Origin of the sequence: Streptomyces sp. IBSNAI002, assembly GCF_052244475.1 — a bacterium.
Classification (GTDB): domain Bacteria; phylum Actinomycetota; class Actinomycetes; order Streptomycetales; family Streptomycetaceae; genus Streptomyces.
Genome location: NZ_JBQPXG010000002.1, coordinates 7,242,304 through 7,267,923, shown reverse-complemented (window position 1 = coordinate 7,267,923; position 25,620 = coordinate 7,242,304). Strand labels below are relative to the sequence as shown.

The 25,620-nt window shown below is 73.6% G+C and carries 15 protein-coding genes; 6 read left to right on the top strand and 9 right to left on the bottom strand.

Annotated elements, in window-relative coordinates; translation table 11 throughout:
- The first annotated feature begins 1 nt into the window (after nucleotide 1).
- Together ACTVZO_RS33945 and ACTVZO_RS33940 are read left to right on the top strand one after the other, a co-directional pair.
- Nucleotides 2-10,909 (top strand): amino acid adenylation domain-containing protein, encoded by a 10,908-nt coding sequence (locus ACTVZO_RS33945; protein ID WP_443301968.1) that lies wholly within the window; start codon nucleotides 2-4, stop codon nucleotides 10,907-10,909.
- The gene (locus tag ACTVZO_RS33940; protein ID WP_443301967.1) at nucleotides 10,896-12,599 is read left to right on the top strand and encodes an ABC transporter transmembrane domain-containing protein; all 1,704 of its coding nucleotides are present in this window, start codon (nucleotides 10,896-10,898) and stop codon (nucleotides 12,597-12,599) included. Before ACTVZO_RS33945 ends, ACTVZO_RS33940 begins: the two co-directional genes overlap by 14 nt.
- A 59-nt stretch (nucleotides 12,600-12,658) precedes the next feature.
- On the opposite strand, the gene ACTVZO_RS33935 is transcribed toward ACTVZO_RS33940, so the two are convergent.
- Nucleotides 12,659-13,777 carry an alpha/beta hydrolase-fold protein gene (locus tag ACTVZO_RS33935; protein ID WP_443301966.1) on the bottom strand — a complete coding sequence of 373 codons (1,119 nt, stop codon included), beginning with the start codon at nucleotides 13,775-13,777 and terminating at the stop codon, nucleotides 12,659-12,661.
- A 94-nt stretch (nucleotides 13,778-13,871) separates the two neighbouring features.
- Between ACTVZO_RS33935 and ACTVZO_RS33930 the strand changes: the two genes are divergently transcribed.
- Together ACTVZO_RS33930 and ACTVZO_RS33925 are read left to right on the top strand one after the other, a co-directional pair.
- On the top strand, nucleotides 13,872-14,084 hold the full coding sequence (locus ACTVZO_RS33930) for an MbtH family protein (protein ID WP_443301965.1): 213 nt from the start codon (nucleotides 13,872-13,874) through the stop codon (nucleotides 14,082-14,084).
- A gap of 38 nt (nucleotides 14,085-14,122) precedes the next feature.
- Nucleotides 14,123-15,700: an amidohydrolase gene (locus ACTVZO_RS33925; RefSeq protein WP_443301964.1), complete on the top strand. Its 1,578-nt coding sequence runs from the start codon at nucleotides 14,123-14,125 to the stop codon at nucleotides 15,698-15,700.
- Between the two features lie 202 nt (nucleotides 15,701-15,902).
- Here ACTVZO_RS33925 and ACTVZO_RS33920 read toward each other — a convergent pair whose 3' ends face one another.
- From ACTVZO_RS33920 to ACTVZO_RS33900, 5 genes are all read right to left on the bottom strand, one after another.
- Nucleotides 15,903-17,747: an SIP domain-containing protein gene (locus ACTVZO_RS33920; RefSeq protein ID WP_443301963.1), complete on the bottom strand. Its 1,845-nt coding sequence runs from the start codon at nucleotides 17,745-17,747 to the stop codon at nucleotides 15,903-15,905.
- A 171-nt stretch (nucleotides 17,748-17,918) separates the two neighbouring features.
- The gene (locus ACTVZO_RS33915) at nucleotides 17,919-18,971 is read right to left on the bottom strand and encodes an ABC transporter substrate-binding protein (RefSeq protein WP_443301962.1); all 1,053 of its coding nucleotides are present in this window, start codon (nucleotides 18,969-18,971) and stop codon (nucleotides 17,919-17,921) included.
- 12 nt (nucleotides 18,972-18,983) lie between these two features.
- Complete coding sequence (locus ACTVZO_RS33910) at nucleotides 18,984-19,811, bottom strand: ABC transporter ATP-binding protein (RefSeq protein ID WP_443301961.1); 828 nt, start codon at nucleotides 19,809-19,811, stop codon at nucleotides 18,984-18,986.
- Nucleotides 19,808-20,941 (bottom strand): FecCD family ABC transporter permease, encoded by a 1,134-nt coding sequence (locus ACTVZO_RS33905; protein ID WP_443301960.1) that lies wholly within the window; start codon nucleotides 20,939-20,941, stop codon nucleotides 19,808-19,810. Before ACTVZO_RS33905 ends, ACTVZO_RS33910 begins: the two co-directional genes overlap by 4 nt.
- A 5-nt stretch (nucleotides 20,942-20,946) precedes the next feature.
- On the bottom strand, nucleotides 20,947-21,996 hold the full coding sequence (locus ACTVZO_RS33900; RefSeq protein WP_443301959.1) for a FecCD family ABC transporter permease: 1,050 nt from the start codon (nucleotides 21,994-21,996) through the stop codon (nucleotides 20,947-20,949).
- Between the two features lie 138 nt (nucleotides 21,997-22,134).
- Here ACTVZO_RS33900 and ACTVZO_RS33895 point away from each other — a divergent pair, with 138 nt between their 5' ends.
- Together ACTVZO_RS33895 and ACTVZO_RS33890 are read left to right on the top strand one after the other, a co-directional pair.
- Nucleotides 22,135-22,908 carry an AraC family transcriptional regulator gene (locus ACTVZO_RS33895; protein WP_443301958.1) on the top strand — a complete coding sequence of 258 codons (774 nt, stop codon included), beginning with the start codon at nucleotides 22,135-22,137 and terminating at the stop codon, nucleotides 22,906-22,908.
- A 139-nt stretch (nucleotides 22,909-23,047) separates the two neighbouring features.
- The gene (locus ACTVZO_RS33890; RefSeq protein WP_443301957.1) at nucleotides 23,048-23,620 is read left to right on the top strand and encodes a dihydrofolate reductase family protein; all 573 of its coding nucleotides are present in this window, start codon (nucleotides 23,048-23,050) and stop codon (nucleotides 23,618-23,620) included.
- Between the two features lie 105 nt (nucleotides 23,621-23,725).
- Here ACTVZO_RS33890 and ACTVZO_RS33885 read toward each other — a convergent pair whose 3' ends face one another.
- The 3 genes from ACTVZO_RS33885 to ACTVZO_RS33875 all read right to left on the bottom strand — a co-directional run bounded on the left by ACTVZO_RS33885 (nucleotide 23,726) and on the right by ACTVZO_RS33875 (nucleotide 25,608).
- On the bottom strand, nucleotides 23,726-24,175 hold the full coding sequence (locus ACTVZO_RS33885; RefSeq protein WP_443301956.1) for a DoxX family protein: 450 nt from the start codon (nucleotides 24,173-24,175) through the stop codon (nucleotides 23,726-23,728).
- Between the two features lie 87 nt (nucleotides 24,176-24,262).
- Nucleotides 24,263-24,979 (bottom strand): 4'-phosphopantetheinyl transferase family protein, encoded by a 717-nt coding sequence (locus ACTVZO_RS33880; protein ID WP_443301955.1) that lies wholly within the window; start codon nucleotides 24,977-24,979, stop codon nucleotides 24,263-24,265.
- Nucleotides 24,976-25,608, bottom strand: a complete 633-nt coding sequence (locus tag ACTVZO_RS33875; protein WP_443301954.1) for an isochorismatase family protein — start codon at nucleotides 25,606-25,608, stop codon at nucleotides 24,976-24,978. Before ACTVZO_RS33875 ends, ACTVZO_RS33880 begins: the two co-directional genes overlap by 4 nt.
- Between the last annotated feature and the right edge of the window lie 12 nt (nucleotides 25,609-25,620).

Below are 25,620 nucleotides of genomic sequence, written 5' to 3'. Positions count from 1 at the left end.
GATGACGGAATCGACCGCTCGTCTCGTGCGGCTTTCTCCGACACGCCTGGCAGGCGTGCGCCGCCGGACAGGTGACTACTCCGACAGGACCATCGCCGAAGCGTGCTCCATCGGGCTGTCCTACTGGGCCACGGGCACCGGCCCCGACGGCATGGACCTCACCCCCGGCACCCTGTTCGCCGACGTCCTCGGCTGGGTGGACAGCGGCGGCGCCGGCGCCGCGGCGGCCGGCTGGGAGGTCGGCGCCGACGGCCGGAGCATCGCCGTCCCGCAAGCCGTCGCACCGGCGGACGCGCAGCTCGCGCTGGACGACCTCGCCGACTTCCCGGACCGGTCCCTCGCCACCATCGGCCCGTCCAGCGTGGCGGCGCGGCTCGAGACCCTGGCCCAGTGGAACGCCACCGGCGCGGACCGGGTCCGCCCGACCATCGTGGAGCTGTTCCTCGAACAGGCCCGCAGCAGGCCGGAGGCCGTCGCCGTCGTCGACGAGCACCGCTCGCTGACGTACGGCCAGGCGGCCGAGCTCTCCAGCCAGCTGGCCCACCACCTGATCGAACGCGGCATCACCTCGGAACAGGTCGTCGGCATCTCGCTCGGCCGCTCCGCCGACATGGTGATCGGCCTGCTCGGCGTGCTCCAGGCCGGCGCCGCCTTCGTGCCGCTCGACCCGCAGTGGCCGGCCGCCCGCCGGGCCGTCGTCATCGACGACGCCCGCGTCGTGCTCCAGCTCAGCCGCTCCGGCGAGCACGGCCCGGACGAACCCGCGGCCGTGCCCGTCGACCTCGGCGACTGGCGGTTCGGCTCCTACCCCGGCGGGGGGACCGGCATCACCGCCGACGGCGGCGCCCTCGCCTATGTGATCTTCACGTCCGGCTCGACCGGCAGGCCCAAGGGCGCGATGATCCGCCACGAGGCGATCAGCGAACGCCTGCTGTGGCAGGTCGACGAGATCCTGGGCTTCGGCCACGACGACGCCTCGCTGTTCAAGGCCCCGCTGTCCTTCGACATATCCATCAACGAGATCTTCCTGCCCCTGGTGTCCGGCGGCAGGCTGGTGGTCCTGCGGCCCGGCGGCGAACGCGACCCGCACCACCTGCTGAGCGTGATCACCGAACAGCGCGTGACCTTCACCTACCTGGTGTCGTCCATGCTGGACGTACTGCTGGAGATGGCGGGCGACTCCGGCCGGCTGGACAGCCTGCGGCACGTGTGGTGCGGCGGCGAGGTACTGACCCCGGAGCTGTACGAGCGGTTCCGCGCCCGGCTCGACATACCCATGTACCACGGCTACGGCCCGGCCGAGACCACGATCGGCGTCTCGCACGTCATTTACCGCGGCGCCGCGGAACGCATGTCGACGTCCATCGGCAAGGCCAACCCCAACACCCAGCTGTACGTACTGGACGACGAACTGCGCCCGGTCCCGGTGGGCGTAGGCGGAGAGCTGTACGTGGGAGGCTTCCTCCTCGGCCGCGGATACGTGGGCGCGCCCGGCCTGACGGCCTCCCGGTTCGTCGCCAACCCCTTCGCCGCCGACGGCTCCCGGCTCTACCGGACCGGTGACCTCGCCCGGTTCGCCCCGGACGGCTCGCTGGACTTCCTCGGCCGGGCCGACAACCAGATCAAGATCCGCGGCATGCGGCTGGAGCTCGAGGACGTCGAGGTCGGTCTCGCGGAACACCCCGGGGTACGGCACACCTGCGTCGTCGCGCGCAAGAACGCGGCCGGCGGCACCTACCTGGTCGGCTACGTGATCCCGGCCGCGGGCAGCGAGGACCTGCGGGCCGACGAGGTCAAGGCGTGGGCCGCCGGGCACATGGTGGAGTACATGGTGCCCGCCCACGTCGTCGTCATGAAGGAGTTCCCGCTCACCGCGAACGGCAAGCTCGACCGCGGCGCGCTGCCGGAGCCCGAGCTCGCGACGGGCGCGGCGGCCGCGCCCTCCACCGAGAACGAACGCCTGGTCTGCGAGGCCGTCGCGGGCCTGCTGCGACTGGACGAGGTCGGCGTCGACCAGGACTTCTTCCAGCTCGGCGGAGACAGCATCCTGGCGATCTCGCTGCTGAGCGCCTTGCGCGAGGTGGGCCTGCACGTCACGGCTCGGCAGATCTTCACCCACAGCGTCGTCGGGGCGCTGGCGGCGGTGGCCGGCCGGGAAGGCGCCGTCGCCGTGGACCACGCCGACGTCGCGACCGGTTCCGTCGTGGGATCCCCCATCGTGCAGTGGCTCGGCGAGACCACGGACGCGATCGACGGGTTCGTGCAGTCCGTGGTGCTGGGCACCCCGGCGGAGCTGACCGCCGGGGCCCTCGACGAGATCCTCACCGCCGTCGTCGCACGGCACGACATGCTGCGCGCCCGGCTGGTGCGCGGCGGGCGCTGGAGCTTCGACATCCCGGAGGCGGACCGCGCCGTCGCGCACTGGCAGGAGAGCGACGCGCCGCTCGACGCCTGCGTCGACCTCGCCACGGCCGGGCTGGACCCGGCGGGCGGCGTGATGCTGCGCGCCGTCTGGCGCCGCGCGGCACGGCAGCTGGTCCTGGTCGCCCACCACGTCGTGGTCGACGGGGTCTCCTGGCGGATCCTGCGGGAGGACCTCGCCACGGCATGGCGGCAGTCCGTCTCGGGCACGCCCGTCGAACTGCCCCCGGCGGGCACGTCGTTCAGGCGGTGGACCCAGCTGCTGGAGCGCGCCGCCTTCGAGACCGACCTCCCCCACTACCGGCGCCCCCTGCCCGGGGCGGACGCACCGGTGGGCAGGCGCGCCCTGACCGCGGCCGACACCGTCGCCCGGGAGCGCACGACGACCGTCACGGTCGGCTCCGAGACCACGGCCGCGCTGCTCGGCGAGATCCCCGCGAAGTTCCACGCGGGCGTCAACGACGTGCTGCTGACCGCGCTGGCCGTCACCCTCGCCCGCCGGCAGCGCGACCTCGGGCGGCAGCAGACGTTCGCGCACGTCGAACTGGAGGGCCACGGCCGCGAAGCACGCTTCGTGGCGGACAGCGCCGGATTCGAACCGGACCTGTCGCGGACCGTGGGCTGGTTCACCACCCTGTTCCCGGTGACCGTGGACCCCGGCCCGGCGGACGACCCGACCGATCCGCGGTACCTGGCCGCCGCCCTCAAGGCGGTCAAGGAAGACCTCGCCCGGGTACCGTCCAACGGCCTGTCCTACGGCGCCCTGCGCCACCTCGCCGGCACCGCCTTCGAGGCCCCGGCCCCCCAGGTGCTGTTCAACTACCTGGGCCGGTTCGACGCGGGAGCCACCGGGGACTGGGAACTGTCCGGCACCACCGGACAGTTGGGCGAGAAGCGCGACCCGCGGATGCGGCTGCCGCGCGCCCTGGAGTTCAACGCGATCGCCGAACCCGCCACGACCGGCGCGTACGAGCTGATCACCACCATCTCCTGGCCCGACGGGATGTTCACCGACGAGGACATCACGGCCCTCTGCGGATACTTCCGGGAGGCCCTGACCGGGCTCGCCGCACTCGACCGCGGCGGCCACTCGCCCAGCGACTTCGACCTGGTGGAGCTCACCCAGGCCGACGTCGACGAGCTGGACGGCCCGGCCCTGCGCGACGTCCTGCCGCTGACCCCGCTCCAGGAAGGCCTGTACTTCCACTCGGTGTTCGACGACGACTCCGCGGGCAGCTACGTCGAGCAGCAACTGCTGACGCTGGACGGCGAGGTGGACGCCGACCGGCTCGCCGCGGCGGCCACCCGGCTGCTCACGCTGTTCCCGAACCTGGCCGCACGGTTCACCGCCCTCGCCGACGGCCGCGTGGTCTCCGTACTCGACGGCGGTGTGCCGGCCCCCTTCACCACGCTGGACCGCCCCGGCATCACCGACGAGCAGATCCGCGACCTCGCCGAGCGGGACCGGCGCGCCGGATTCGACCTGGCCACCGGCCCGCTGATGCGCTACACCCTGATCCGCGCGGGCTCCGGCCGCACCGTCCTGGTGCAGACCGTCCACCACATCATCGCCGACGGCTGGTCGGTGCCGCCGATGCTGCGGGCCCTGCTGGCCGAGTACCACGCGCCGGGCACGGTGTACCCGCTCGGCGGATTCGCCGACTACGTGCGCCGGCTCGCCGGACGCGACGAGGACGAGAGCGACCGGGTGTGGCGCGAGGAGCTCGCCGGCCTGCCCGGCCCCTCGCTGGTCGCCGAGGGGCACACCCCCTCCGACCGGTTCGCCGACACCGCCGTGGAACCGGACCAGGACATCGACGCCGCCGCCCGGGCGGCGGGAGTACCGCTGAGCGTGGCCGTGCACAGCGCCTGGGCGGTGACGCTCGGCGGCGTCCTGCACGGCAGGGACCTCGTGTTCGGCTCCACGGTCTCCGGGCGCGACATGGACGTCCCCGGCATCGAGGACATGGTGGGCCTGTTCATCAACACCATCCCCGTGCGCGCCCGGTGGGACCCGGCCACCACGGCCCGCGACCTGCTCGCCTCCGTACGGGAGCACCAGAGCGCGGTGCTGGCGCACCAGCACGTCTCGCTGGCGCGCATCGGCCGGCAGACCGGCGCCGGCCCCCTCTTCGACACCCTGGTGGTCTTCGACGTCGCCACCGACGTGGCCGGCCTGCGCCGGCCCGGCGACACGCTCGCCATCGCCGGCATCGTGAACGAGGGCGCCCCGCACTATCCGCTCACGCTCGTGGTGGAACGCGCGCCCGACGGCCGGGCCCGCTTCAACCTGATCTACGACGGCGTGCTGCTGCGGGAGGAGAGCGCCCGCACGGTATTGGAGACGTTCACCCGCACCCTCACCGGCCTGCTCACCCGGCCCGACGCCCTCGTCGACGACCTGGCGCCCCGGGCCGCAGGGCCCGCACCGGTCGCCCCGGCGACGCTGGGCGCGCTCTTCGACGCCGCCGCCCACCGGGACCCGGGCAGGGCGGCCGTCACCCAGTGCGCCCTCGACGGCGCCACCCGCTCCCTGACCTACGGTGAACTGGCCGTCGCGAAGAACGAGCTGGCCTCGGTCCTGCGCGCGGCCGGGGTCGGGCCGGGCGAACGGGTCGCCGTCGCCGTGCCCCGCTCCGTCGAACAGGTCGTCGCCCTGGTCGCGGTCGTCACCGCGGGCGGCGCGTACGTCCCGCTCGACCTCGCCTACCCCGACGACCGGCTGGAGTACGTCCTCGCCGACTCCGCCCCGCAGGTCGTCCTCGTCGAGCGCGAGCACCGGGAGCGCTTCACCCGGCTGCTGGACCGGGCGGGGGTGGCGGCCCGCGTGCTCGTGCAGGGCGAGGAACCGCCCCACGACGACGCGGCCACCGCCGCCGGGGCCGACTGGCACGATCCCGCCTACGTGATCTACACCTCCGGCTCGACCGGCAGGCCCAAGGGCGTGGTCGTCCCGCACTCCAGCGTGGTGGCCCTGCTCGCGAACACCCGGCCCGGCATGGACTTCGGTCCGCGGGACGTGTGGGTCCAGTTCCACTCGTACTCCTTCGACTTCGCGGTCTGGGAGCTGTGGGGCGCGCTGGCCCACGGCGGTGAGCTGCTGGTGCCGGAGTACGGGCTGACCCGCTCCCCGGTGGACTTCCACCGGCTGGTGCGCGAGCGCGGAGTGACGGTGCTCAACCAGACCCCGTCCGCCTTCTACCAGTTCATCGAGGCCGACCGGCAGGCGGACCAGCCGCTCCCCGCGCTGCGCCGGATCGTCTTCGGGGGCGAGGCACTGGACCTCGGACGGCTCCGCGACTGGGTCGCCCGGCACGGCGCCGGCACGCCCGAGCTCGTCAACATGTACGGGATCACCGAGACCACCGTCCACGTCACCCACCGGGTCCTGACCGAAGGGGACTTCGCCCACGGCGACGAGGTCAGCCCGATCGGCGGCCCGATCCCCGGGCTGACCACCCACCTGCTCGACGAGCGGCTGCGGCCCGTGCCGCCCGGCCGGGTCGGCGCCATCTACGTGGCCGGCGATCAGGTGTCGCTCGGCTACCTGGGCCGGCCGGCGCTGACCGCGGGCCGGTTCGTGGCGGACCCGTTCGCCGCAGACGGCTCCCGGATGTACCACACCGGCGACCTGGCCCGCCGGACGCTCGACGGCGAGCTGGAGTTCGTCGGCCGCGCCGACGACCAGGTGCAGCTCAAGGGCTTCCGCGTCGAGCTCGGCGAGGTGGAGTCCGCGATCAGGGAACTCGACGGCGTGGTCGACGTCGCCGTCACCGTGGCGGACAGCGGCGACCACCTGGTCGCGCACGTCGTGGGCCGGGTGCCCGCAGACCTCACCGGCCCGCTGTCCGCGAAGCTGCCCGCGCACATGGTGCCCGGCCGGGTGCTGACCGTCGACGCCCTGCCGCTGACGGTCAACGGGAAACTGGACCGCAAGGCCCTGACCGCACGGGCGGGCGCCCTCCGCGAGGAGCACGGCCATGCCGCGGCGGCGCCCGGCTCCGCGCTCACCGCGCTGGTGGACATCTTCACGCGGACGCTGCCCGGCGCCTCCGTGGACGCCGACTGCGACTTCTTCCGGGCCGGCGGCGACAGCATCCTCGCCATCACCGTGGTGAACCGGGCCAGGGCGCTCGGTCTCGCGATCGCCCCGCGGGACGTGTTCCTGCTCAAGACACCGCGCGCGCTCGCCGGGCACCTGGCGGCGAGCACACCGCTGCCCGCCGCGCCCCCGCCCGCGCCCGCGGTCCGCGAGGACGGCCCCCTGGCGCCGACCCCGATCGTCCTGCGCCAGCGGGAACTGGGCGGCTCCCTCGACCGGTTCGCCCAGGCGAGGACGTTCGTGGTGCCCGAGGGCGCCGGCTTCGCCGACGTCCGGCGCGCCGCGAACACCGTCGTCGCCGCGCACCCGGCCCTCAGGCTGCGGCTGCGCGTCGAGCACGGGGTGTGGGCCCTGAGCACCGAACCCGTCCGCGAGGTCACGGTCGTACGGACGGAGGCGGCCGACGCGACGGCCGCGGCGAACGAGGCCGCCGGACGCCTCGACCCCGCGGCGGGGGACGTCATCGCGTTCTCCTGGCTGGAGGCGAGCCGGACCCTGGTGGTCACCGCGCACCACCTCGCCGTCGACTCGGTGTCCTGGCTGGTCCTCCTCGACGACCTGGCCGCCGCCGTTCAGGGGACCGCCCTGGCCCCGCCCACCACCTCCTACGCCGAGTACGCCGCCGCCCTCGCCGATCCGTCCGCCCACGTCGTCACCGACCTCGGGCACTGGGCCGGCACGCTCCAGGCGCCGCCGCTGCTGAACGAAGTCGGACGGCTGCGCGAGACCGCGGTCGTGCTCCCGCCGGAGACGAGCGACCTGGTGACGCGCACCGCGCCCGCCGCCCTCGGCACCGGTCTCACCGAGCTGCTGTGCGGTGCGCTGCGCACCGCACTGACCGCGGTCCAGCCCGCCCCGGCCGATCTCGCGATCGACCTGGAGCGGCACGGCCGGGTCCCGGCGCTGGCGCACCACGACTACACCCGTACGGTCGGCTGGTTCACCTCCATCGCGCCCGTCCGGCTCACGGCGCACACCGATCCCGTCGCGGCGGCCCGCGAGGTCGCCGAACGGCAGCCGGACGAGCAGGCGCACGTCGCGTACGGACGGCTGCGGTACCTGAACCCGCAGACCGCCCCGCTGCTGACCGCCCGCCCGCAGGTGCTGTTCAACTACCTCGGCCGGGGCGGCGAATCGCAGGTCCCGCAGATCACCGGCGGCGACCAGGGCAGCCCGTACGCCGTCGAGGTCAACGCGTGGACCGACGCGGCCACCGGCAGCCTGCACGCGGCCTTCACCCTCGCCGAGGGCGTACCCGACGAGATCACCGACCACTGGCGGGGCGCACTGGAACGCCTCGCGGAGGCCGCCACCACGGCCGAGCGGACCGCACCGGTCACCCCGCTCCAGCGCGGCCTGTTCTTCCAGGCCCAGATGGCCGGCCCGGCCGGACACTACGTCGCACAGAGCTGGTTCACCTTCGACCGGCGCCTGGACACCGGGGCGCTGGCCGACGCGATGGCCTGGGTGATCGCGCGGCACCCGGTCGTGGGCGCCGGCTTCACCACCGACGAGGACGGCAACGCCGTCCAGGTCCTCGCGGCGGGCCGGCGGGTCGGCGTCCGCACGCTCACCCTGACGACGCAAGGCGAGGTCGACGCCCTGCTCGCCCGGGACCGCGACACGGGCTTCGACCCGGACCGGCCGCCGCTGATCCGGCTGACCGTGGTGCGCCTGCCCGACGGCCGCGACGGCCTCCTGCTGAGCTACCACCTGCTGCTCTGGGACGGCTGGTCCCGCGAGATCGTGCTGCGGGACCTGTTCGACGCCTACCAGGCCGCCCTCGCGGGCGAGCTGGCGCCGACGGCCGCGGCCGTCCCGGGCTTCGAGGACCACGCCCGCGACCTCGCCGCCAGGGACTCCGCGGCTTCGGAGCGCTTCTGGGCGGAGCACCTGACCGGCCTCGCGGGCCCGACCCTGCTCGCCGGACCGGCCCCGGTCCTCGTCGACGACCTGCCGCGCACCCTCGTGCACACGCTCCCCGCCGCACAGTCGGAGCTGCTGAGGGACACGGCCAGAGCGCACGGCGTCACCCTGAACTCGGTGCTGACCGGCGCGTTCGGCCTGCTGCTCGGGGCGCACACGGGCCGCTCCGACGCCGTGTTCGGCGTGACCGTCTCCGGCCGCGAGGGCGAGGGCCTGTCCGACATCGTCGGCGTCCTCCTCAACACCGTGCCCATGTGGACGCGGCCCCGGCCTGACGACACGGTCCGGGAGTACCTCTCGGCCGTACAGGAGGCCAGGGTCGCGGCGATGGAGCACGAGCACCTCGGACTCGGCGAGATCCAGCGGGCCAGCGGCCACGACGCCCTGTTCGACAACCTGTTCGTGCTCCAGAACTTCCTGGACATGGACGCCTTCGCCGAGATGAACGCACGCCACGGCATCACCGCGGTGCGCGCTGACGACTCCACCCACTACCCCTTCACCTGGGTCGTCACCCCCGGCGAGCGGCTCACCGTCAAACTGGAGTACCGCGACCACGACACCGGGGCCGCCCGGCGGCTCCTGGACGGCTACCTGCGCGTGCTCGACGACCTCGCCCGGTCCACCGGCCCGGTGGGCGCGCTGCGCGGCCTCGGCCCGCAGCCCGGCTCCGCCGACCGCACGGACATCGGCACGGACACCGTGGTCGACCGGTTCGACCGGGCGGCCGACCGGGACCCGGAGCGGGTCGCGCTCGTCGCCCACGGCCGGACCATGACCTTCGGCCGGCTCCGCGACCGCAGCCGCGACGTGGCCGGAGTGCTCGCCGGACGCGGCATCGGCCCCGAGAAGACCGTGGCCCTCGCGATCCCGCGCAGCCTCGACTGGATCGTGGCGCTGTTCGCGGTCCTGCGCACCGGGGCCGCCTACCTACCGCTGGAGCTGGACCACCCGGACGAGCGGATCGCCGCGATCGTCGAGGACGCCCGGCCCGACGTGATCCTCACGGTGAGCGACGTGTCGCCCCGGCTGTCCGGCGAACTGATCGAGCTGGACCGGCCGCTCCCCGCGGCCGAGCCGTTCACCACGTACGCCCCGGACGACCCGGACCGCCTGCGGCACCCCGCCTACACGATCTACACCTCCGGATCCACCGGGCGGCCGAAGGGCGTGGTGACCGAGTCCGCCGGACTCACCAACATGCTCGTCAACCACCAGCGCCGGATCTTCGAGCCGGTGCTGGCCGAGCACGGCCACCGCACCTTCCGCATCGCGCACACCGTCTCCTTCGCGTTCGACATGTCGTGGGAGGAGCTCCTGTGGCTCGCCGACGGCCACGAGGTGCACATCTGCGACGAGGAACTGCGCCGGGACGCACCCCGGCTGGTCGAGTACTGCCTCGAGCACGGGATCGACGTCATCAACGTGACGCCGACCTACGCCCAGCAACTGGTCGCCGAAGGCCTCCTGGACGACCCCGCACGGCGCCCCGCGCTCGTCCTGCTGGGCGGCGAGGCCGTCACCCCGACGCTGTGGCAGCGGCTCGCGGAGACCGAGGGCACGGTCGGCTACAACCTGTACGGGCCCACCGAGTACACCATCAACACCCTCGGCGTCGGCACCTTCGAATGCGAGGACCCGGTGGTCGGCGTGGCCATCGACAACACCGACGTGTACGTGCTCGACCCGTGGCTGCGCCCGCTGCCGGACGGAGTCCCGGGCGAGCTGTACGTGGCGGGCATCGGCATCGCGCGCGGCTACCTCGGGCAGCCCGCGCAGACGGCGGACCGGTTCGTCGCCTGCCCGTTCGGTGCGCCCGGCGAGCGGATGTACCGCACCGGCGACCTGGTGGCCCGGAGGCCCGACGGGAACCTGATGTACCTGGGCCGCACCGACCAGCAGGTCAAGATCCGCGGCCACCGCGTCGAACTGGGCGAGGTCGAGGCCGCGTTCGCCGCGCACCCGGCGGTGCGGTTCGTCGCGGCGGTCGCCCAGCCCGACCCGCAGGTCGACGGTGCCCACCGGCTGGCCGCCTACCTCGTCCTGGACGACGCCGACCTGGCGGCGGTCGCCGGCGCCGTCGGCGCCGCACTGCCGGACTTCCTGCGTCCGACGCACTACGCGCAGGTCGACGCCATCCCGCTCACCGTGAACGGGAAGGCCGACACCAAGGCGCTGCCGGAGGCCAAGCCGCTCGGCGCGCTGACCACCGCGGGGGAGCGCGGGCCGGAGACGGAGACCGAGCAGGTGGTGTGCGAGTTCTTCGCCGAGGCACTGGACCTCGACGACGACGAGGTCAGCGCGGTGAGCGATTTCGTGTCCCTCGGAGGACACTCCATGCTGGCGGTGCGGCTGATCGGTCTGCTCCGCCGCGAGTACGGTCCTGTGATCACGATCCGTGATCTGTTCATGTTGCGAACCCCGGAAGCGATTGCCCGCCACCTCGATGAAAACTCCTGACGCGCAGCGGCCCCAGTCGGGGTCCGACATCCTCCGCACCGCCCTGCGCCGCAACATCGGCGCCATGGCCGGCGGCACCGTCCTCATGGGCCTCTACCAGGCAGGCGAGACGGCCTTCCCCATCGCGCTCGGCCTGATCGTCGAGCACACGATGCAGGGGGAGCGCAGCCTCGGCGCGCTCGCCGCGTCGATCGGCGTGCTGGCCGTGATCATCACGACGGTGTCGCTGTCGTGGCGGTTCGGCATGCGCATCCTGCAGAAGGCCAACACGACCGAGGCGCACCGCTGGCGGGTGAAGGTCGCGGACTGCGGGCTCCAGCCGGTGGCCAGGGACGTCGACCTCAAGTCCGGCGAGGTGCTGACCATCGCCACCGAGGACGCCGACCAGACGGCCGACATCATCGAGGTCGTGCCGCTGCTGATCAGCTCGCTGGTCGCGGTGCTGGTCGCGGCGGTCGCCCTGGGGCTGGCCGACCTCCGGCTCGGCCTGCTGGTGATCGCGGGAACGGCCCTGATCCTGTCGATCCTGAGCGTGATGTCCAAGCGGATCGGCTCCAGCACCCGCGAGCAGCAGGCCAGGGTGGCCCGGGCGGGCGCGAAGGTCGCCGACCTGATCACCGGCCTGCGCCCGCTGCACGGCTTCGGCGGCAACCACGCGGCGTTCCGCTCCTACCGCAAGGTCAGCACCGAGGCGAAGCAGCAGGCGGTCACGGTGGCCGTGGCGAACGGGGCGTACGCGGGCACCGCCATGGCCCTCAACGCAGCCCTCGCCGCCGCCGTGACCCTGACGGCGGGCTGGCTGGCCTTCGACGGCCGGATCACCATCGGGGAACTCGTCATGGCCGTCGGGCTGGCGCAGTTCATCATGGAGCCGCTCAAGATGTTCTCGGACATGCCCAAGTACGTGATGATGGCGCGGGCTTCGGCCGAGCGGATGGCCCTGGTGCTGGTCGCGCCGCCGGTCACGACCCCCGGGCCGGAGCGCCCGGCCGCGGGCGGTGACCTGGACCTGGACTGCGTCCGGTACGGCGCCCTGCGCGCGCTCAAGTTCCAGGTGCCCGCCGGGGAGTTCGTGGCCGTCGCCGCCTACCAGCCGCGCGCGGCGGCGGACCTCGCCGCGGTGCTGTCCGCGAAGGTGCCGCCCGAGGCCTACGAGGGCGTGGTGCGGGTCAGCGGGCAGGAGATCGCCGACCTGTCGATCGAGGCGGTCCGCGCGCACATGCTGGTCAACCCGTACGACGCGGAGATCTTCGCGGGCACCCTGCGGACGAACATCGACCCGTCGGGCACCAGCGGCACGGTGGACGAGGCCGTCGCGGCGTCCATGCTGACCGATGTCGTAGCCCTGCACCGGGAAGGGCTCGACTACGCCGTCCGCGACCGCGGGGCGAACCTCTCCGGCGGCCAGCGCCAGCGGCTGTCGCTGGCCCGCGCCCTCGCCGCCGACGCCGACGTCCTCGTCCTGCACGATCCGACGACGGCGGTGGACGCGGTCACCGAGCAGCTCATCGCGCGCAACATCGCCGAGCTGCGCCGCGGCCGCACCACCCTCGTGATCACCAGCAGCCCGGCCCTGCTGGACGCGGCCGACCGCGTCCTCGTCCTGGACGACGGCGTCGTCACCGCCGAGGACACCCACCGCAACCTCCTGGCCACGGACGAGGCCTACTGCCTGGCGGTGGCCCGCTGAACAGGCCCGGCCCGGCGGTCGGATGACCGCCGGGCCGGGCCTGCCGGTTCCCGGTCGGGTCAGTCCAGTGCCCAGGCGACGTCCCGGAGCAGGGCGTGGCGCCAGCCCGCCCGGTCGTGGCCGGACGGGGAGCGGGAGACCCGTACGGCCGCGCCGGCCCGTTCGGTCAGGGTCTCGACCTGCTCGCAGTGGGGGAGCATCCGGGTCTCGTGTTCGCCCACGTCGAAGGCGATCCGCAGACCGGACGGGGCGGGGCGCTCCCGCAGGCGCGCGGCGAGGGCGCCGCCGGCCGGGCCGCCCAGGGGGTCCGCGAGGTCCATGGCTCCGGGGGCCCACCAGAACGACCCCGACTGGCAGGCGACCCGGGACACCAGGTCCGGGAACTCCAGGGCCGCGTACAGCGCGCTGAGCCCGCCGAGGCTCTGCCCGGCGACCACCAGGCGGTCCGCGTCCGCGGGCAGCCCGGTCCCGGCCAGCAGCGGCAGCAGTTCGTCCCGGACCGCCTCCCACAGCGCGGGCCGGCACGCGAACTCGGCCTCCCGGTCCCGGACCGGCAGGAACACGAGGGTGACGGGGGGCATCTCGCCCGCGGCGACGGCCGAGTCGAAGGCGGTCATGGCCGGGTGCAGGTACAGCCAGTCGTCCCCGTCGAGCAGCAGGACCACCGGTCCGCCGCCGCCCGCGGGGTGGACCCGTACGGTGCGCCGTCCGCCGAGCCGCTCGCTGCTCCAGCGGATCCGGGTACGGGGCAGGGGCAGTACGTCCGCGGCGCCGATGGCGGGCCAGTGCGGCTGGGCCGGGGCGTCGGGGGTCGCGGCGATGGACCGGTCACCGCCCGCCCCGGCCGGGTTGAACGGGTCGGCGTGCGCGGCGCCGTCGACGAGGAACTGGTAGGTCACGCGCAGCCGTTCGGGCATCGGGACCTCGGCGTACCAGCAGTCCGTGCCGCCCCACCGGCGCAGCGGCACCGGCTCCGACCAGCTCTCGAAGCCGATGTTCGCCGGCGCACCGCGCCACAGGAACAGGGTCACCCAGCCCCCGCCGTCGGCAGGGACCGACGCGGGTGTCCGGGCGGCCGCCCAGAACTCCTCGGTGCCCGGCTCGCCGGGCAGTCCGTACGCGGCGAAGGCGTGCTCCGTGTCGGCGCCGCGGCCGGAGACGGGATCGGTCAGGCGCATCGGGATCTCCTTGTGAGCGGCAAGGGGAAGAGACTAAGCTCGTCGCAATTAGGCGAGCCTAACCTAATCATGACGTTCCCGGGAGGCACCCACCGTGAGCACCAACCCGTTCGACGACGCCGAAGGCCGCTTCCTCGTCCTGGCGAACGACGAGGGGCAGCACTCGCTCTGGCCGTCCTTCGCCGAGGTGCCCGGCGGCTGGACGGTCGTCCTCGACGAGAACACCCGGGAAGCGTGCCTCGACTTCATCGAGGCCAACTGGACGGATCTGCGCCCCCGTTCCCTCGCCCGGTCGACGGACAACTGACCCGCACCCGCCGACACCCACAGGGGACGACACCGCCGATGCTCTGCACCAAGCTGACCAACGCCCGCTTCCTCACCATGGACCCGGACCATCCGGTCGCCCGCGAACTCGGCATCTGGCAGGGCCGGATCTTCGGCCTGGACGAGGCCGTGGCCTCGCTGCCCGCCCGAGAGGTGATCGACCTCCAGGGCGCCACCGTGCTGCCCGGGTTCATCGACGCCCACGTGCACCTGCCCTGGACCGGCTTCAAACAGAACACCGCCAGCATCGCGGGCCGCACCCGGGTCGACGACGCCCTCGGGGCCGTGGCGCGGGCCGTCGCCCGCAAGAACACGCCCGGCGCCTGGGTGAGCATCGTCGGCTACGACCAGCGGGCCCTGGGCCGCCACCTCACCGCCGCCGACCTGGACAGCGTGAGCCGCGGGCACAAGCTGTACGTGCTGCACGACTCCGGCCACGGCTGCGTCGTCAACACCGCCGTCCTGGACCTGCTCCCCGCCGACGTACCCCACGAGAACGGCTTCCTCGCCGAAGGCGCGATGGGCGCCGCCCGCGCGCTGCGACTGCCCTACTCCCAGGAGGAGCTGACCGAGGCGATCGGGCGCGCCGCCCGGACCTGCCTCGCCGAAGGCGTCACCGCCTGCGCCGAAGCGGGCATCGGCGGCACCCTCTTCGGCCACAGCCCCGTCGAACTGGGCGCCTACCAACTCGCCCGCGACAAGGGCCTGCTGCCGCTGCGCGTGCAGCTGATGGTCTCCGCGGACCGGCTGCGCACGGTCGCCGCCCACGAGGCCGACGGCATCCCCAAGGCCCTCGACCTCGGCCTGCGCACCGGCTTCGGCGACGACCGGCTCTCCGTGGGCGCGCTGAAGATCTTCACCGACGGCGGCATGATGGCCCGTACCGCCGCCTTGAGCGCCCCGTACGAAGGACTCGACCACGGCGGCCAGTTGCAGGACGACCCCGAGGTGCTCGCGCAGTCGATCGTGGACGGTCACCTCGCCGGCTGGCAGCTCGCCGTGCACGCCATCGGCGACCGCGCGGCCGACGTGGCCCTGGACGCCCTGGAACGGGCCCAGCGCCTGCGGCCCCGCCCCGGCGCCCGCCACCGCATCGAGCACGCCGGCCTGATCCGTCCCGACCAGCTCCCGCGCATCGCCCGGCTGGGCGTCAGCGCGGTCGTACAGCCCAACTTCCTGCGCTACTTCGGCGACGACTACGCGGCGATCATGGGCGAGGAGCGGGCGCCGTGGCTGTACCGGGGCCGGGGGTTCCTCGACCACGGCATCACCCTCGTCGGCAGCTCCGACCGGCCGGTGACGGACGGCTCGCCGCTGCGGGCCATCCAGTTCATGGCCGAGCGGGCCTCCGAATCCGGCCGGCTGATCGGCCCGGACGAGGGCATCACCGTCGACGAGGCCCTGTACGCCTACACCGTCGCCGGCGCCTACGCCTGCCACTGGGAGGACACCGCGGGCAGCCTCACCCCGGGCAAGCGCGCCGACCTGGTCGTGCTCGGCGACGACCCGCGGCGCGTGGAGGTCTCGCGCATCGGCGGCATCGAGGTGGTGGCGACGTACGTCGACGGCCGCGTCAGCGGGAAGCCGGCGGTCTAGGGCCTGTCGTCAAACTCCCGTCGTCGCCCGGAGGGCGGCCCTGCGGCGAGAGCGCGTGCCAGGCGTCGCGGGGCAGACGGGAGTTTGCCGACAGGCCCTGGGCGGACGGAACCGGGCGGCACCCCCACGACGCTTCCGTCGCGCAGGTGCCGCCCGGTCCGCTGTGCGGCGTGCTGTCCGCAGTGCCCTGCGGCGTTCTCCGTCAGGCCCGCGGGGCCAGCACCCACAGGCGGTGGTCCCAGCCGATGTCGCGGGAGGCGCGGACCTCGAGCCCGGCACGCTGCGCCAGACCGGTCACGTCCTCGGCCGCACGCAGCCCCGAGCCGAACGCCGCGGTGAGCCGCAGGTGGTGCAGGACCGCGTCGATGTCGTCCGGGTCGGCCGCCTCCACCTGCTCGACCAGCACCAGCGCCCCGTCGGCCGGCAGGGCCGCCGCGGCCTCGGCGAGGGTCAGCACCGCGTCCTCGTCCGGCAGCCACTCCAGCAGCCTGCACAGCAGCAGAGTCCGCGCACCGGAGGGCACCGGGTGGGACTGCGGTACGAGCTCCACCCGGGGCAGCACCTCCGGATCGAGGATCTCCCCGCCGAGGACACCCAGCACCGACGGCAGGGCGGCGAGCCGGACCCGCAGCCCGGGGAACTCCTTGACGAGCGCGTTGACCACGGTGCCGGCGCCGCTGCCCGACGCACCGAGCACGTCCACCGCGGACCAGTCGTAGGCACCGGCCACCCCGGGGGCGACCCAGCGCGCCTCGTCCTCGATCGCGGTACGGGCCGAACCGCCCAGGCGCACATCGGTGCGCAGCGCCTCGGCCAGCGTCTGGCCGGACGCCGTGCGGCAGCCGTTCCCGCCCGTGCGCAGCCGCTCCGCGAGGCCGGCCAGCGACAGGTCGAAGGCGGCCTGCGCGCCGCGCAGGTCGTACTCCTCCAACGAGTGGTCGTCCTCCACCAGTTCCTCGCCGACGGGCGTGAGCCGGTACCCGTCGTCCGCGAGCTCGAACACCTCGATCTCCACGAGGTACTTCAGCAGCGCGCCCAGCGTGCGCGGATCGGTGCCGCTGCGCCGGGCCAGCTCCGCGGCCTCCCGTACGCCCTGGTAGACGAGGTCGACCAGCCCCAGCGTCACGGCCACGCGGATCGCCAGCCCCGGGGCCAGGTCGGTGAGTTCGTGCAGTCGGCCGTGCGCGTCCTCGCCCTCGAGCACGTCCGGGTCGGCGGGCTCGGCGAGGCCGGGCGCGACCTCCGCCCGCCTCCAGTAGCCGGTGATGTGCGTCTGCTCGCGCGGGACTGCGCGGTCCACCGTCAGATGGCGGCGGATGCCCTTCAGGGTGACGGCCTCACCGGCCGCCCAGACGAAGACCGTGCCCGGCAGCCACTCCATGTCCCGTACCGCGCGCTCCAGCAGGTCGCTGCGGCCGGCCGGAACACCGTCGCGGACCAGCCAGGTGACCTCGGCGTCCGCCTTCGTCGGCAGCTCCTGGCGGTGGCCGTCCTCGCCGACCTCGACGAACACCCGGGCCCGGGCCCCCGCCGGCATCTCCGCGAGCCACCGGCCGATCGCGGGCAGGGCCGTCTCGTCCCCGATCACCAGCAGCCAGTCGGCGCCGTCGGGGTGGCCGTGCGACATCTTCGGCCCGGCGATCCAGGTCACCTGGCCGGGAGCGGCCTGCTGCGCCCAGGCCGAGGCGATGCCGCCGTCGTGCCGGACGAAGTCGAAGTCGATCTCCCCGGCCACCGGGTCGAACCGCACCGGCGTGTAGTCCTTGGAGATCGGGCGGCCGTCCGAGGGCCAGTCCAGGCTGCTCACGTTCTGCCGGGGCAGCACCGGGTCCCGGCCCTCCTCGGCGAAGAAGAACTTCACGTGGTCGTCGAAGCCCTCGGTGCGCAGCGGCGGGAGGGACAGGCCCGCGTGCTCGAAGGCGTGCAGCTGGGGCCCGCCGAGCGTCACCCGCCGCATCCCGGGTGTCACGTCCGAGACGCGCAGCACCGTCAGCTCCCTGAGCACGATGGGGAAGGTGACGACCGAGCGGGGACTGCGGGTGGACATCTGACTGCTCCTTCACATCCGTCCGGTACATCCGGGATGCGGCCACGCTATGCCGGGCCGCGCGCCCCGCATCCAACGCGAGGGCCACGATGCTGACACCGTGAGTGCGATCCGGGCCCGCCTCCGCGGGGAGACGGGCCCGGATCGCACGCGGGTGAGGGGGCGTTGCGGCTACTGGCCGGCGACGGCCTTGGCCAGCAGCGGGGTGAGCTGCTCGACCACCCAGGGGGCGCTCAGCGGGTCCGGGTAGGCGATGGCCGAGGACAGCGAGTTGTCGGACGGGATCACCGTGAAGTGCTTGTCCTTCACCGCGTTCAGCGACTGGAACAGCTTGTTGGACTCCAGCTCGCTCGCGCTGATCACGCCCCGGTCGCCGAACGGGTAGGTGACGAGGAGGACGTCGGCGTCGAGCTGGTCGAGGTTCTCCAGGCTCACGGCGTTCTTGTCCGGGGCGTAGTTCTTCGCCTTGTCGGTCTTGGTGAAGCCGAGCTTCTCGAAGACGCCCGGGTCCTGGGCGGCGTAGGACATGAAGCTGATCTGCTCGGGGTGGACGACCGTGTAGGTGTACGTCTTGCCCTTGAACTCGGGGTGTGCGGCCGCGGCGTCCGCCGTGGCCTTCTCGTTCGCCGCGATGACCTCGTCCGCCTTGGCGCTCAGACCGAGGGCCTTCGCCGCGGTCTTCAGCCGGTCCTGCCAGGTGAGGGTGTCGGCGTGGGCCTTGTCGGTGAAGGTGACCACGGGCGCGATCGGCTGGAGCTTGGCGTAGTCGGCGTCCATCTCCCAGGTGTTCATGCCGAGGATGACGTCCGGGGCTTCGGCGGCGATGGCCTCGTAGGCGGTGCCGTCGGTGTCGTCGTACGTCTTCAGCTTGCCGGCGCCCAGCTTGTCGATGGCGCGCTGCTTGTACTCGGGGACCTTGCTGCCGTCCTCGACGTCCGGCGTGATCACCGGGACGATGCCGAGGGCCAGCGCGATGGCGGTGTCGCCGTCGGAGACCGTCGCCACCTTCACCGGCTTCTTCTTGACCTCCGTGGTGCCCCACGCGTTGGTGAGCGAGACCGGGAAGCCGGCGGGGGCGTCGGCGCCGGCGGCGGCCGGCTTGTCCTTCGCGGCGGTCGAGTCCTCACCGCAGGCGGTGAGCAGGCCGAGGCAGGCGGTGGCCGCGGTCAGGGCGGCGAGGGCGCGGGCGGCAGGGCGGCGGCGCGGTCTGTTCGGGACGGACATGGCGGTTCTCTCCTATGCGGGGGTACGACGGCCCAGGGGGAAGATCTGGGGGCGCCGGGATCGGGGATGGGGGACGACGAGGCAGTCCAGGCCGAAGACCTCGGCCACGGTCCGCTCGGTGAGCACCTCTTCCGGGCTGCCCTGGCACACGATCCGGCCGTCGCGCATGGCGACGATCGTCGAGGCGTACAGGGCCGCCTGGTTGAGGTCGTGGGACACCAGCACGATCGTCTTGCCGGCCTGCTCGTTGAGGTCGGCGAGGAGGTCCATGACCTCGATCTGGTGGGCGATGTCCAAGTAGGTGGTCGGCTCGTCCAGGAGCAGCGTCGGGGTGTCCTGGGCGAGCGCGAGGGCGATCCACACGCGCTGGCGCTGGCCGCCGGAGAGCTGGTCGACGGGGCGGTCGATCAGTTCGGCCGTGCCGGTCGCCACGAGCGCGTCCGCGATGACCTCGTCGTCGGCGGCGGTGCGCCGCTGCCCGAACCGGCGGTGCGGATGGCGGCCGCGCCAGACGAGGTCGCCGACGGTGATGGACTCGGGGGCGACCGGTGACTGCGGCAGGATGCCGAGGCGCCGCGCCACCTCGCGGGTGGACAGGCCGTGGATGTCGCGGCCTTCGAGGAGGACCGAGCCGTCCGCGACGGGCAGCAGGCGGGCGACCGACTTCAACAGGGTCGACTTGCCGCAGGCGTTGGGGCCGACCAGTGCGGTGATCCGGCCCGGCTCGATCCCGAGGGACAGCTCCTCGATGATCCGCCGGTTCGGGTACCCGGCGCTGATGCCGCGGGCCTCCAGCCGGAAGCCGGCGTCGGGGGAGGCGAGTTCGGGTCGTGCGCTCATGCGGTGGCTCCTTGCCTGCGCCGGAGGATCAGCCAGACGAAGTAGGGGGCGCCGAGCAGCGCCGTGAGGACGCCCGTCGGGACCGGGCTGATCAGGGGGCCGTGCTGGGCGAGGACGTCGGAGCCCAGCACGATGACGGCGCCGATCGGTACGGCCAGGGCCACGGCCCGGTCGGCGCCCACCAGCCGGACCGCGATCGGACCGCTGATCAGCGAGACGAATCCGATCGGGCCCGTCACGCTGGTGGCCAGCGCGGCGGCCCCGGCCCCGAGCAGCAGGGTCGCGGTCCGGACGCCGCCGACCCGGGTGCCGAGCCCCCGGGCGAGCTGGTCGCCGAGCGACATGCCCGCGAGGGGGCGGTCCAGCAGGGCGGCGCAGAGCCCGCACACGGCGAGCGCGCCCGCCAGGGTGGACACCCCCGTCCAGGTGGCGTCGTTGACGCTGCCGACGAGCCAGCGCATCACCTGTGCGATGCCGTGCTGGCCCGCCACCGTGAACAGGTAGTTCACGTAGGCGGTGCACACGGAGCTCAGGCCGATGCCCACGAGGACCAGGCGGTACGTGTCCACGCCGCCGTCGCGCCTGCTCAGCGCGAGGACCAGCGCCACGAGGACGAAGGCCCCGGCGACGGCGGCCACGGGAGCCCCGAAGGGGACCGCCGGGGCGAACAGCAGCATCGTGGTGGCTCCGGCTCCCGCACCCGCCGAGATCCCGACGATGTCCGGGGTGGCCAGCGGGTTGCGGATGAGCCGCTGGTACAGCGCGCCGGAGAGGCCGAAGAGCGCTCCGGCGAGCAGCGCCGCGAGGGCCCGCGGCAGCCGGATGCGGAAGATCACGTAGTCGGCGAGTCCGGTGCGCATCCCGAAGGCGGCGGGCAGGACGTCGGCCGCGGGTATCCGCCGCAGGCCGCCGAGCAGCACCGAGGCGACGAGCAGGGCGAGCAGCAGCAGGACGAGTACGACGGAGGCCACGGCGGTGCGCCGGACCCCGGCCCGGTGGGCGCCGCGCACCCGGGCCGCCGTCGCGGCCCTGAGCGCGGCAGCGGTGTGCGGGTCCGCGGTGTGCGGGTCCGGAGTGCGCGGGTCGGGGACGCGCGGCTCGTGGGTCCGCGGCTCGTGGGTCTGTGGCATGTCACTCACATCCGGACCAGGTCGCGGCGGCGCGCGAGCCACACGAAGAAGGGGGTGCCGACGACGGCGCACATCACCGACACCTGGATCTCGCCGTGGTCGATCACCAGCCGTCCCGCGGTGTCGGCTCCGACGAGCAGCACCGCTCCGCAGGCCATGGACAGGGGGACCGACCACCGGTGGTCCGCGCCCACGAGCATCCGGGCGCTGTGACCGGCGACCAGTCCGACGAACGCCACCGGCCCCACGGCCGCGGTGGCGGCGGCGCACAGCAGCACCGCCACGGCCGCGCTCGCCAGCCGGGCCCGCTCCACCCGGATGCCGAGGCCGCGGGCGGTCTCGTCGCCGAGGCTCAGCAGGTTCAGGGTGCGCCCGAGCGTCAGGGCGAGCAGCAGTCCGGCGATGGCGAACGGCAGGATCTGGCCCAGGAACTGGCCCCGGCCGGTGAGCTGGCCCACCGACCAGAAGCGCAGGTGGGCGTAGACGGCCTCGTCGCGCACCACGAGCAGGGTGATGACCGAGGACATCACCGCGGCGACGGAGACACCCGCGAGGACCAGGCCGATCGTGCTGCTGCCCGCGTTGGTGCGGGTGCCGATCAGGTACACGAGGGCGGCGGTCACCGCCGAACCGGTCAGAGCGGCCCAGAAGTAGCCCCGCACGCCGGACACGTCCAGGAAGAGGATGCCGAGCACGACGAACATGGCCGCGCCCTGCTGCACGCCCAGGATGCCCGGTTCGGACAGCGGGTTCATGGTCAGCGCCTGCATGATGAGCCCGGAGGCGCCCAGCGCCGCGCCCACGGTCAGGCCGAGGAAGGTGCGGGGGATCCGCTCGGTCCACAGGACGTCGCTGTTGTAGCCCTCCGCGCCCGGGTGGAGCACGATCCGGACCACTTCCAGCGGGGATATGTCACGGGCGCCGAGGCCGATGCTCGCGATGGTCACGGCGGCCAGCATCAGGGCGGCGAGCAGCACGACCGCCGCTGCGCGCGGGAGGCGGGGCCTCGTGGTCCGCGGTGCGGCTGCTGCGGCCGGCGGGGCCGATTGCTTCATGGTTGTTCGGGTACTCCTCATCGGTCCGAGCTCGAACTTAGGCTAGCCTTACCAAAGTAGCCTCCAGTCCAATGCCGGAGGCGAATCGCTCACAATCAGGGGTCAGGAACGCGGCCCCGCGGTACGGGGGAGGTTGTCGTGGCGGAGTCGGGACTGCGCAGCGTGCGGGACGAGGAGAGCCGGGCGGACGGCGGGCCGTCGGCCGACGACGGGTTCATCGCGGAGGGCGGACACCCCCTGCACGTCCACGAGTTCCACCAGTTCCTGCACGTCCCGGTCGGCCGGATCGTCGTCACCGCCCTCGGCCGGGACTACGAGCTGTCCGCCTCGGTGGCCCTGTGGATCCCGGCCGGGATCGCGCACAGCGCGCGGTTCGGAGCCGACTCCGTCATCGCCACGGAGGCCTTCGACGCCGAGCTGTTCCGGCTGCCGTACCAGGACGTCACGACGATCAACATCAGCGCCGCACAGCGCCGCCTGGTCCTCGGCCGGATGCGCAGCACGCAGGCCGCGGACGACGACCCGCAGGTCTTCGCCGCGCTGTCCGCCGGGCACCGCAACTGCCTGCCGCTGCCCCAGCCCACCAGCCACACCGCGGGCGCGGTGGCGCGGGAACTGGCCCGGACCCCGAGCGACCCGCGCACCGCGACGGAGTGGGCGGAGAACCTGTACACGAGCTCGACCAGCCTGCGCCGCGCCTTCCGCGCCGAGACCGGGATGGCCTTCTCCGAATGGCGCACCCGGCTCCGGCTCAACCACTCGCTGAGCCTGCTGGAACAGGGCCAGCTGGTCAGCGCGGTCGCCGCCCGGGTCGGCTTCGTCAGCACCAACGGCTACATCCTGGCCTTCCGCCGCCACTTCGGGCAGACCCCGGGCGCCTACGTGAAGAGCTCCCTGGACCGCTCCGCCTAGCCCCACGCCACGGGACCGATGAGTTTCTCCGTGATCCGCGGTCATAGAGCATGGCGGGTGCGACACGGCCGCGGAAGCGGCCGCAGCGCGCACGACCGAAGCTGCCGCACATGGACACGAGAGACCGAGGAACCCTCCGATGCGCACTCTGATCAGCACCGCTTTCATCTCGCTCGACGGCGTCGTCGAGGCCCCGGGCGGCGAGCCCGGGTACCGCAACTCCGGCTGGACCTTCAAGCACACGGAGTTCCTGCCCGAGGCGTTCGAGATCAAGGGCCGCGAGCAGAAGGAAGCCGCGGCGATGCTGCTGGGCCGGCGCAGCTACGAGGCGTTCAGCCGGGTATGGCCGGACATGGAGGACTTCGCCGACTACAAGGAGATGCCGAAGTACGTCGTCTCCACCACCCTCGGCGAGGGCGACCTGGTGTCGAACTGGGGCGAGACCACGATCCTGCGCTCGCTCGACGAGGTCGCCGCGCTCAAGGAGACGCAGGGCGGCCCGGTCATCGTCCACGGCAGCGCCTCCCTGAACCAGGCCCTCTCGGACGCCGGCCTGATCGACCGCTACCACCTCCTCGTCTTCCCGCTCCTGCTCGGCGCCGGCAAGCGCCTCTTCAGCGCCACGGACAAGGACGCCCAGAAGCTGAAACTCGTCGAACACGAGGCCTACGCCAACGGCCTGCAGAAGAACGTCTTCGACGTGGTCCGCTGATCCCGTGCCGCGAAACCGGCCGTGAACCCGGCCGTGAACGCGCACGTGCCGGCCACAGCGGGGGTGCTGTGGCCGGCACGGTCAGCCGGGGTCCGGGGCTCAGGCTCAGGCGGTGGCCGCCTGCGGCTGCTGCTCGGTCTGTGCGCGTACGCCGCCACGGGCGGGCAGCAGCCGGTCCAGGGCGAAGGCGCCGGGGCCGGTGAAGACGAGCAGGACGAAGGCCCAGCAGAAGACCGCGGAGAGCTCCCCGCCGTTCTCCAGCGGCCACAGGCCCTTGGGCTGGTGGGCCGTGAAGTAGGCGTACGCCATCGAGCCGGAGACGATGAAGGCCGCGCTGCGGGAGCCCGCGCCGAGCAGCACCAGCGCGCCGCCGACGAGCTGGATCACCGCCGCGTACCAGCCCGGCCAGGCGCCGGCCGGGACCGTGCCGCCGCCGTGCGCGCCGCCGAGGACGCCGAAGAGCGAGGCCGCGCCGTGGCAGGCCATCAGGAGGCCGCTGACGATCCGGAAGAGGCCCAGGGCATAGGGCTGGGCGGCGTTCAGACGTTCCGTCATGGGGAGGGTTCCTTCGTGTGCCGGGGACGGGGTGGTGTGGTGCGGGGTGATGCGGTGCGGTGTGGGGGGTGGGCAGGGGGAGGACCGTCAACCGGTCCAGAGGGAGAGCGCGCCGGCCGTGCCGGCCGGTGTGGGCAGGTCGTACACCTGGTGTTCCGGGGGCCGCGGGGGCTCGGCGGCCGTGCCGACGTAGGGCAGCCGCGCACCGTGCGCCAGGCCCCGGCCGGTGGATTTCAGCACGGCCTCCTTGCGGGTCCAGCAGCGGGCGAACGCGGCCGGCCGGCACGTCCGGGAGAGCGCCAGCAGCTCGGTGCGCTCGTCCTCGTGCAGCGCGGCCATCGTGTCGCGCACCAGGGCGTCGGAGGGGATCTCCTCCACGTCGACGCCCACCGGCACGGGGGCCACGGCCACCAGGACCAGATCGCCGGCGTGGGCCAGGGAGAAGTGGACGGGCCGGCCCGGCAGGTACGGGCGCCCGTGCGGGCCGCCGCACGCGGTGCAGGGCTCCCGGTCGATGACCAGGCGGCCGGGCGGCGTCTCCAGCACGGTGCCGAGGACGTCCCGCAGGCAGACGTGCGCGACCAGGAAGCGGTCCAGGTCGGCGAAGCGCCGGAAGCGCCCCGCCCGCAGCGACTCGGCCCGGTCGAGCTCGCCCCGCCGGGCCGTGGCCGCCGCGGCGTTCTCCGCCACCGAGGCCGCCCACACGCGGGTCCGTCCGGGCAGGGCCACCGGCAGCGGCACGGGATGGACGGGCGGCACGTGCGCGGCCGCCGGCCGCCGCGCCCGGAGCGGGGCCCGTCTCACAGCTGTGCGCACACCCGGTCGGCCGTGGTGACCACTGCGCAGCGGCCGGCGGCCCACTCCAGGGCCATCCGGTGCTCGCGGGCGGAGAAGTCGGCCACCGCGTCCGCGACCACGAAGGCCTGGATGTCCGACATCCAGGCGTCGCAGGCCGTCATCAGCACGCCGATGTGCGCGTACACACCGGTGATCACCAGCTGGTCGCGGCCCAGCGCGCGCAGCCGCTCCGCCAGGTCGGTCCGTACGAAGGCGCTGTACTTCCACTTGGTCAGGACGGTGTCGTGCGGGCCGGGCGCCACCGCCGCGGGGATCGCGGCGGCCTGCGGGTCGTCGGGCAGGCCGGGACCCCAGAAGTCCTGCTGGAGGCCCCGCTCGGCGGGGGTCTGGCCGCCGGGCTGCGCGGTGTACAGGACCGGCACACCGGCCCGGCCCGCCTCCTTCTTCAGCCGTGCGACCTGGTGGAGCATGCCGGTGACGGGCTGTGCGCCGGTGTCGAAGGCCGACAGGAAGTAGTTCTGCAGATCGTGGACCAGCAGGACCGCACGGTCCGGGTCCACCGTCCAGCCGACGCGGTTGGCCGGCAGCTCGTCGGCGGTCGGCAGCGGATAGGGGGCGATGGCGGGCAGGGCCATGGTGTGGGTTCT

What these genes read in the sequence shown, in the direction of transcription:
- ACTVZO_RS33900 (WP_443301959.1), bottom strand. Translation starts at nt 21,996, where the DNA reads ATGAAGCAATCGGCCCCGCCGGCCGCAGCAGCCGCACCGCGGACCACG.
- ACTVZO_RS33875 (WP_443301954.1), bottom strand. Translation starts at nt 25,608, where the DNA reads ATGGCCCTGCCCGCCATCGCCCCCTATCCGCTGCCGACCGCCGACGAG.
- ACTVZO_RS33940 (WP_443301967.1), top strand. Translation starts at nt 10,896, where the DNA reads ATGAAAACTCCTGACGCGCAGCGGCCCCAGTCGGGGTCCGACATCCTC.
- ACTVZO_RS33910 (WP_443301961.1), bottom strand. Translation starts at nt 19,811, where the DNA reads ATGAGCGCACGACCCGAACTCGCCTCCCCCGACGCCGGCTTCCGGCTG.
- ACTVZO_RS33935 (WP_443301966.1), bottom strand. Translation starts at nt 13,777, where the DNA reads ATGCGCCTGACCGATCCCGTCTCCGGCCGCGGCGCCGACACGGAGCAC.
- ACTVZO_RS33885 (WP_443301956.1), bottom strand. Translation starts at nt 24,175, where the DNA reads ATGACGGAACGTCTGAACGCCGCCCAGCCCTATGCCCTGGGCCTCTTC.
- ACTVZO_RS33945 (WP_443301968.1), top strand. Translation starts at nt 2, where the DNA reads ATGACGGAATCGACCGCTCGTCTCGTGCGGCTTTCTCCGACACGCCTG.
- ACTVZO_RS33905 (WP_443301960.1), bottom strand. Translation starts at nt 20,941, where the DNA reads ATGCCACAGACCCACGAGCCGCGGACCCACGAGCCGCGCGTCCCCGAC.
- ACTVZO_RS33925 (WP_443301964.1), top strand. Translation starts at nt 14,123, where the DNA reads ATGCTCTGCACCAAGCTGACCAACGCCCGCTTCCTCACCATGGACCCG.
- ACTVZO_RS33890 (WP_443301957.1), top strand. Translation starts at nt 23,048, where the DNA reads ATGCGCACTCTGATCAGCACCGCTTTCATCTCGCTCGACGGCGTCGTC.
- ACTVZO_RS33920 (WP_443301963.1), bottom strand. Translation starts at nt 17,747, where the DNA reads ATGTCCACCCGCAGTCCCCGCTCGGTCGTCACCTTCCCCATCGTGCTC.
- ACTVZO_RS33915 (WP_443301962.1), bottom strand. Translation starts at nt 18,971, where the DNA reads ATGTCCGTCCCGAACAGACCGCGCCGCCGCCCTGCCGCCCGCGCCCTC.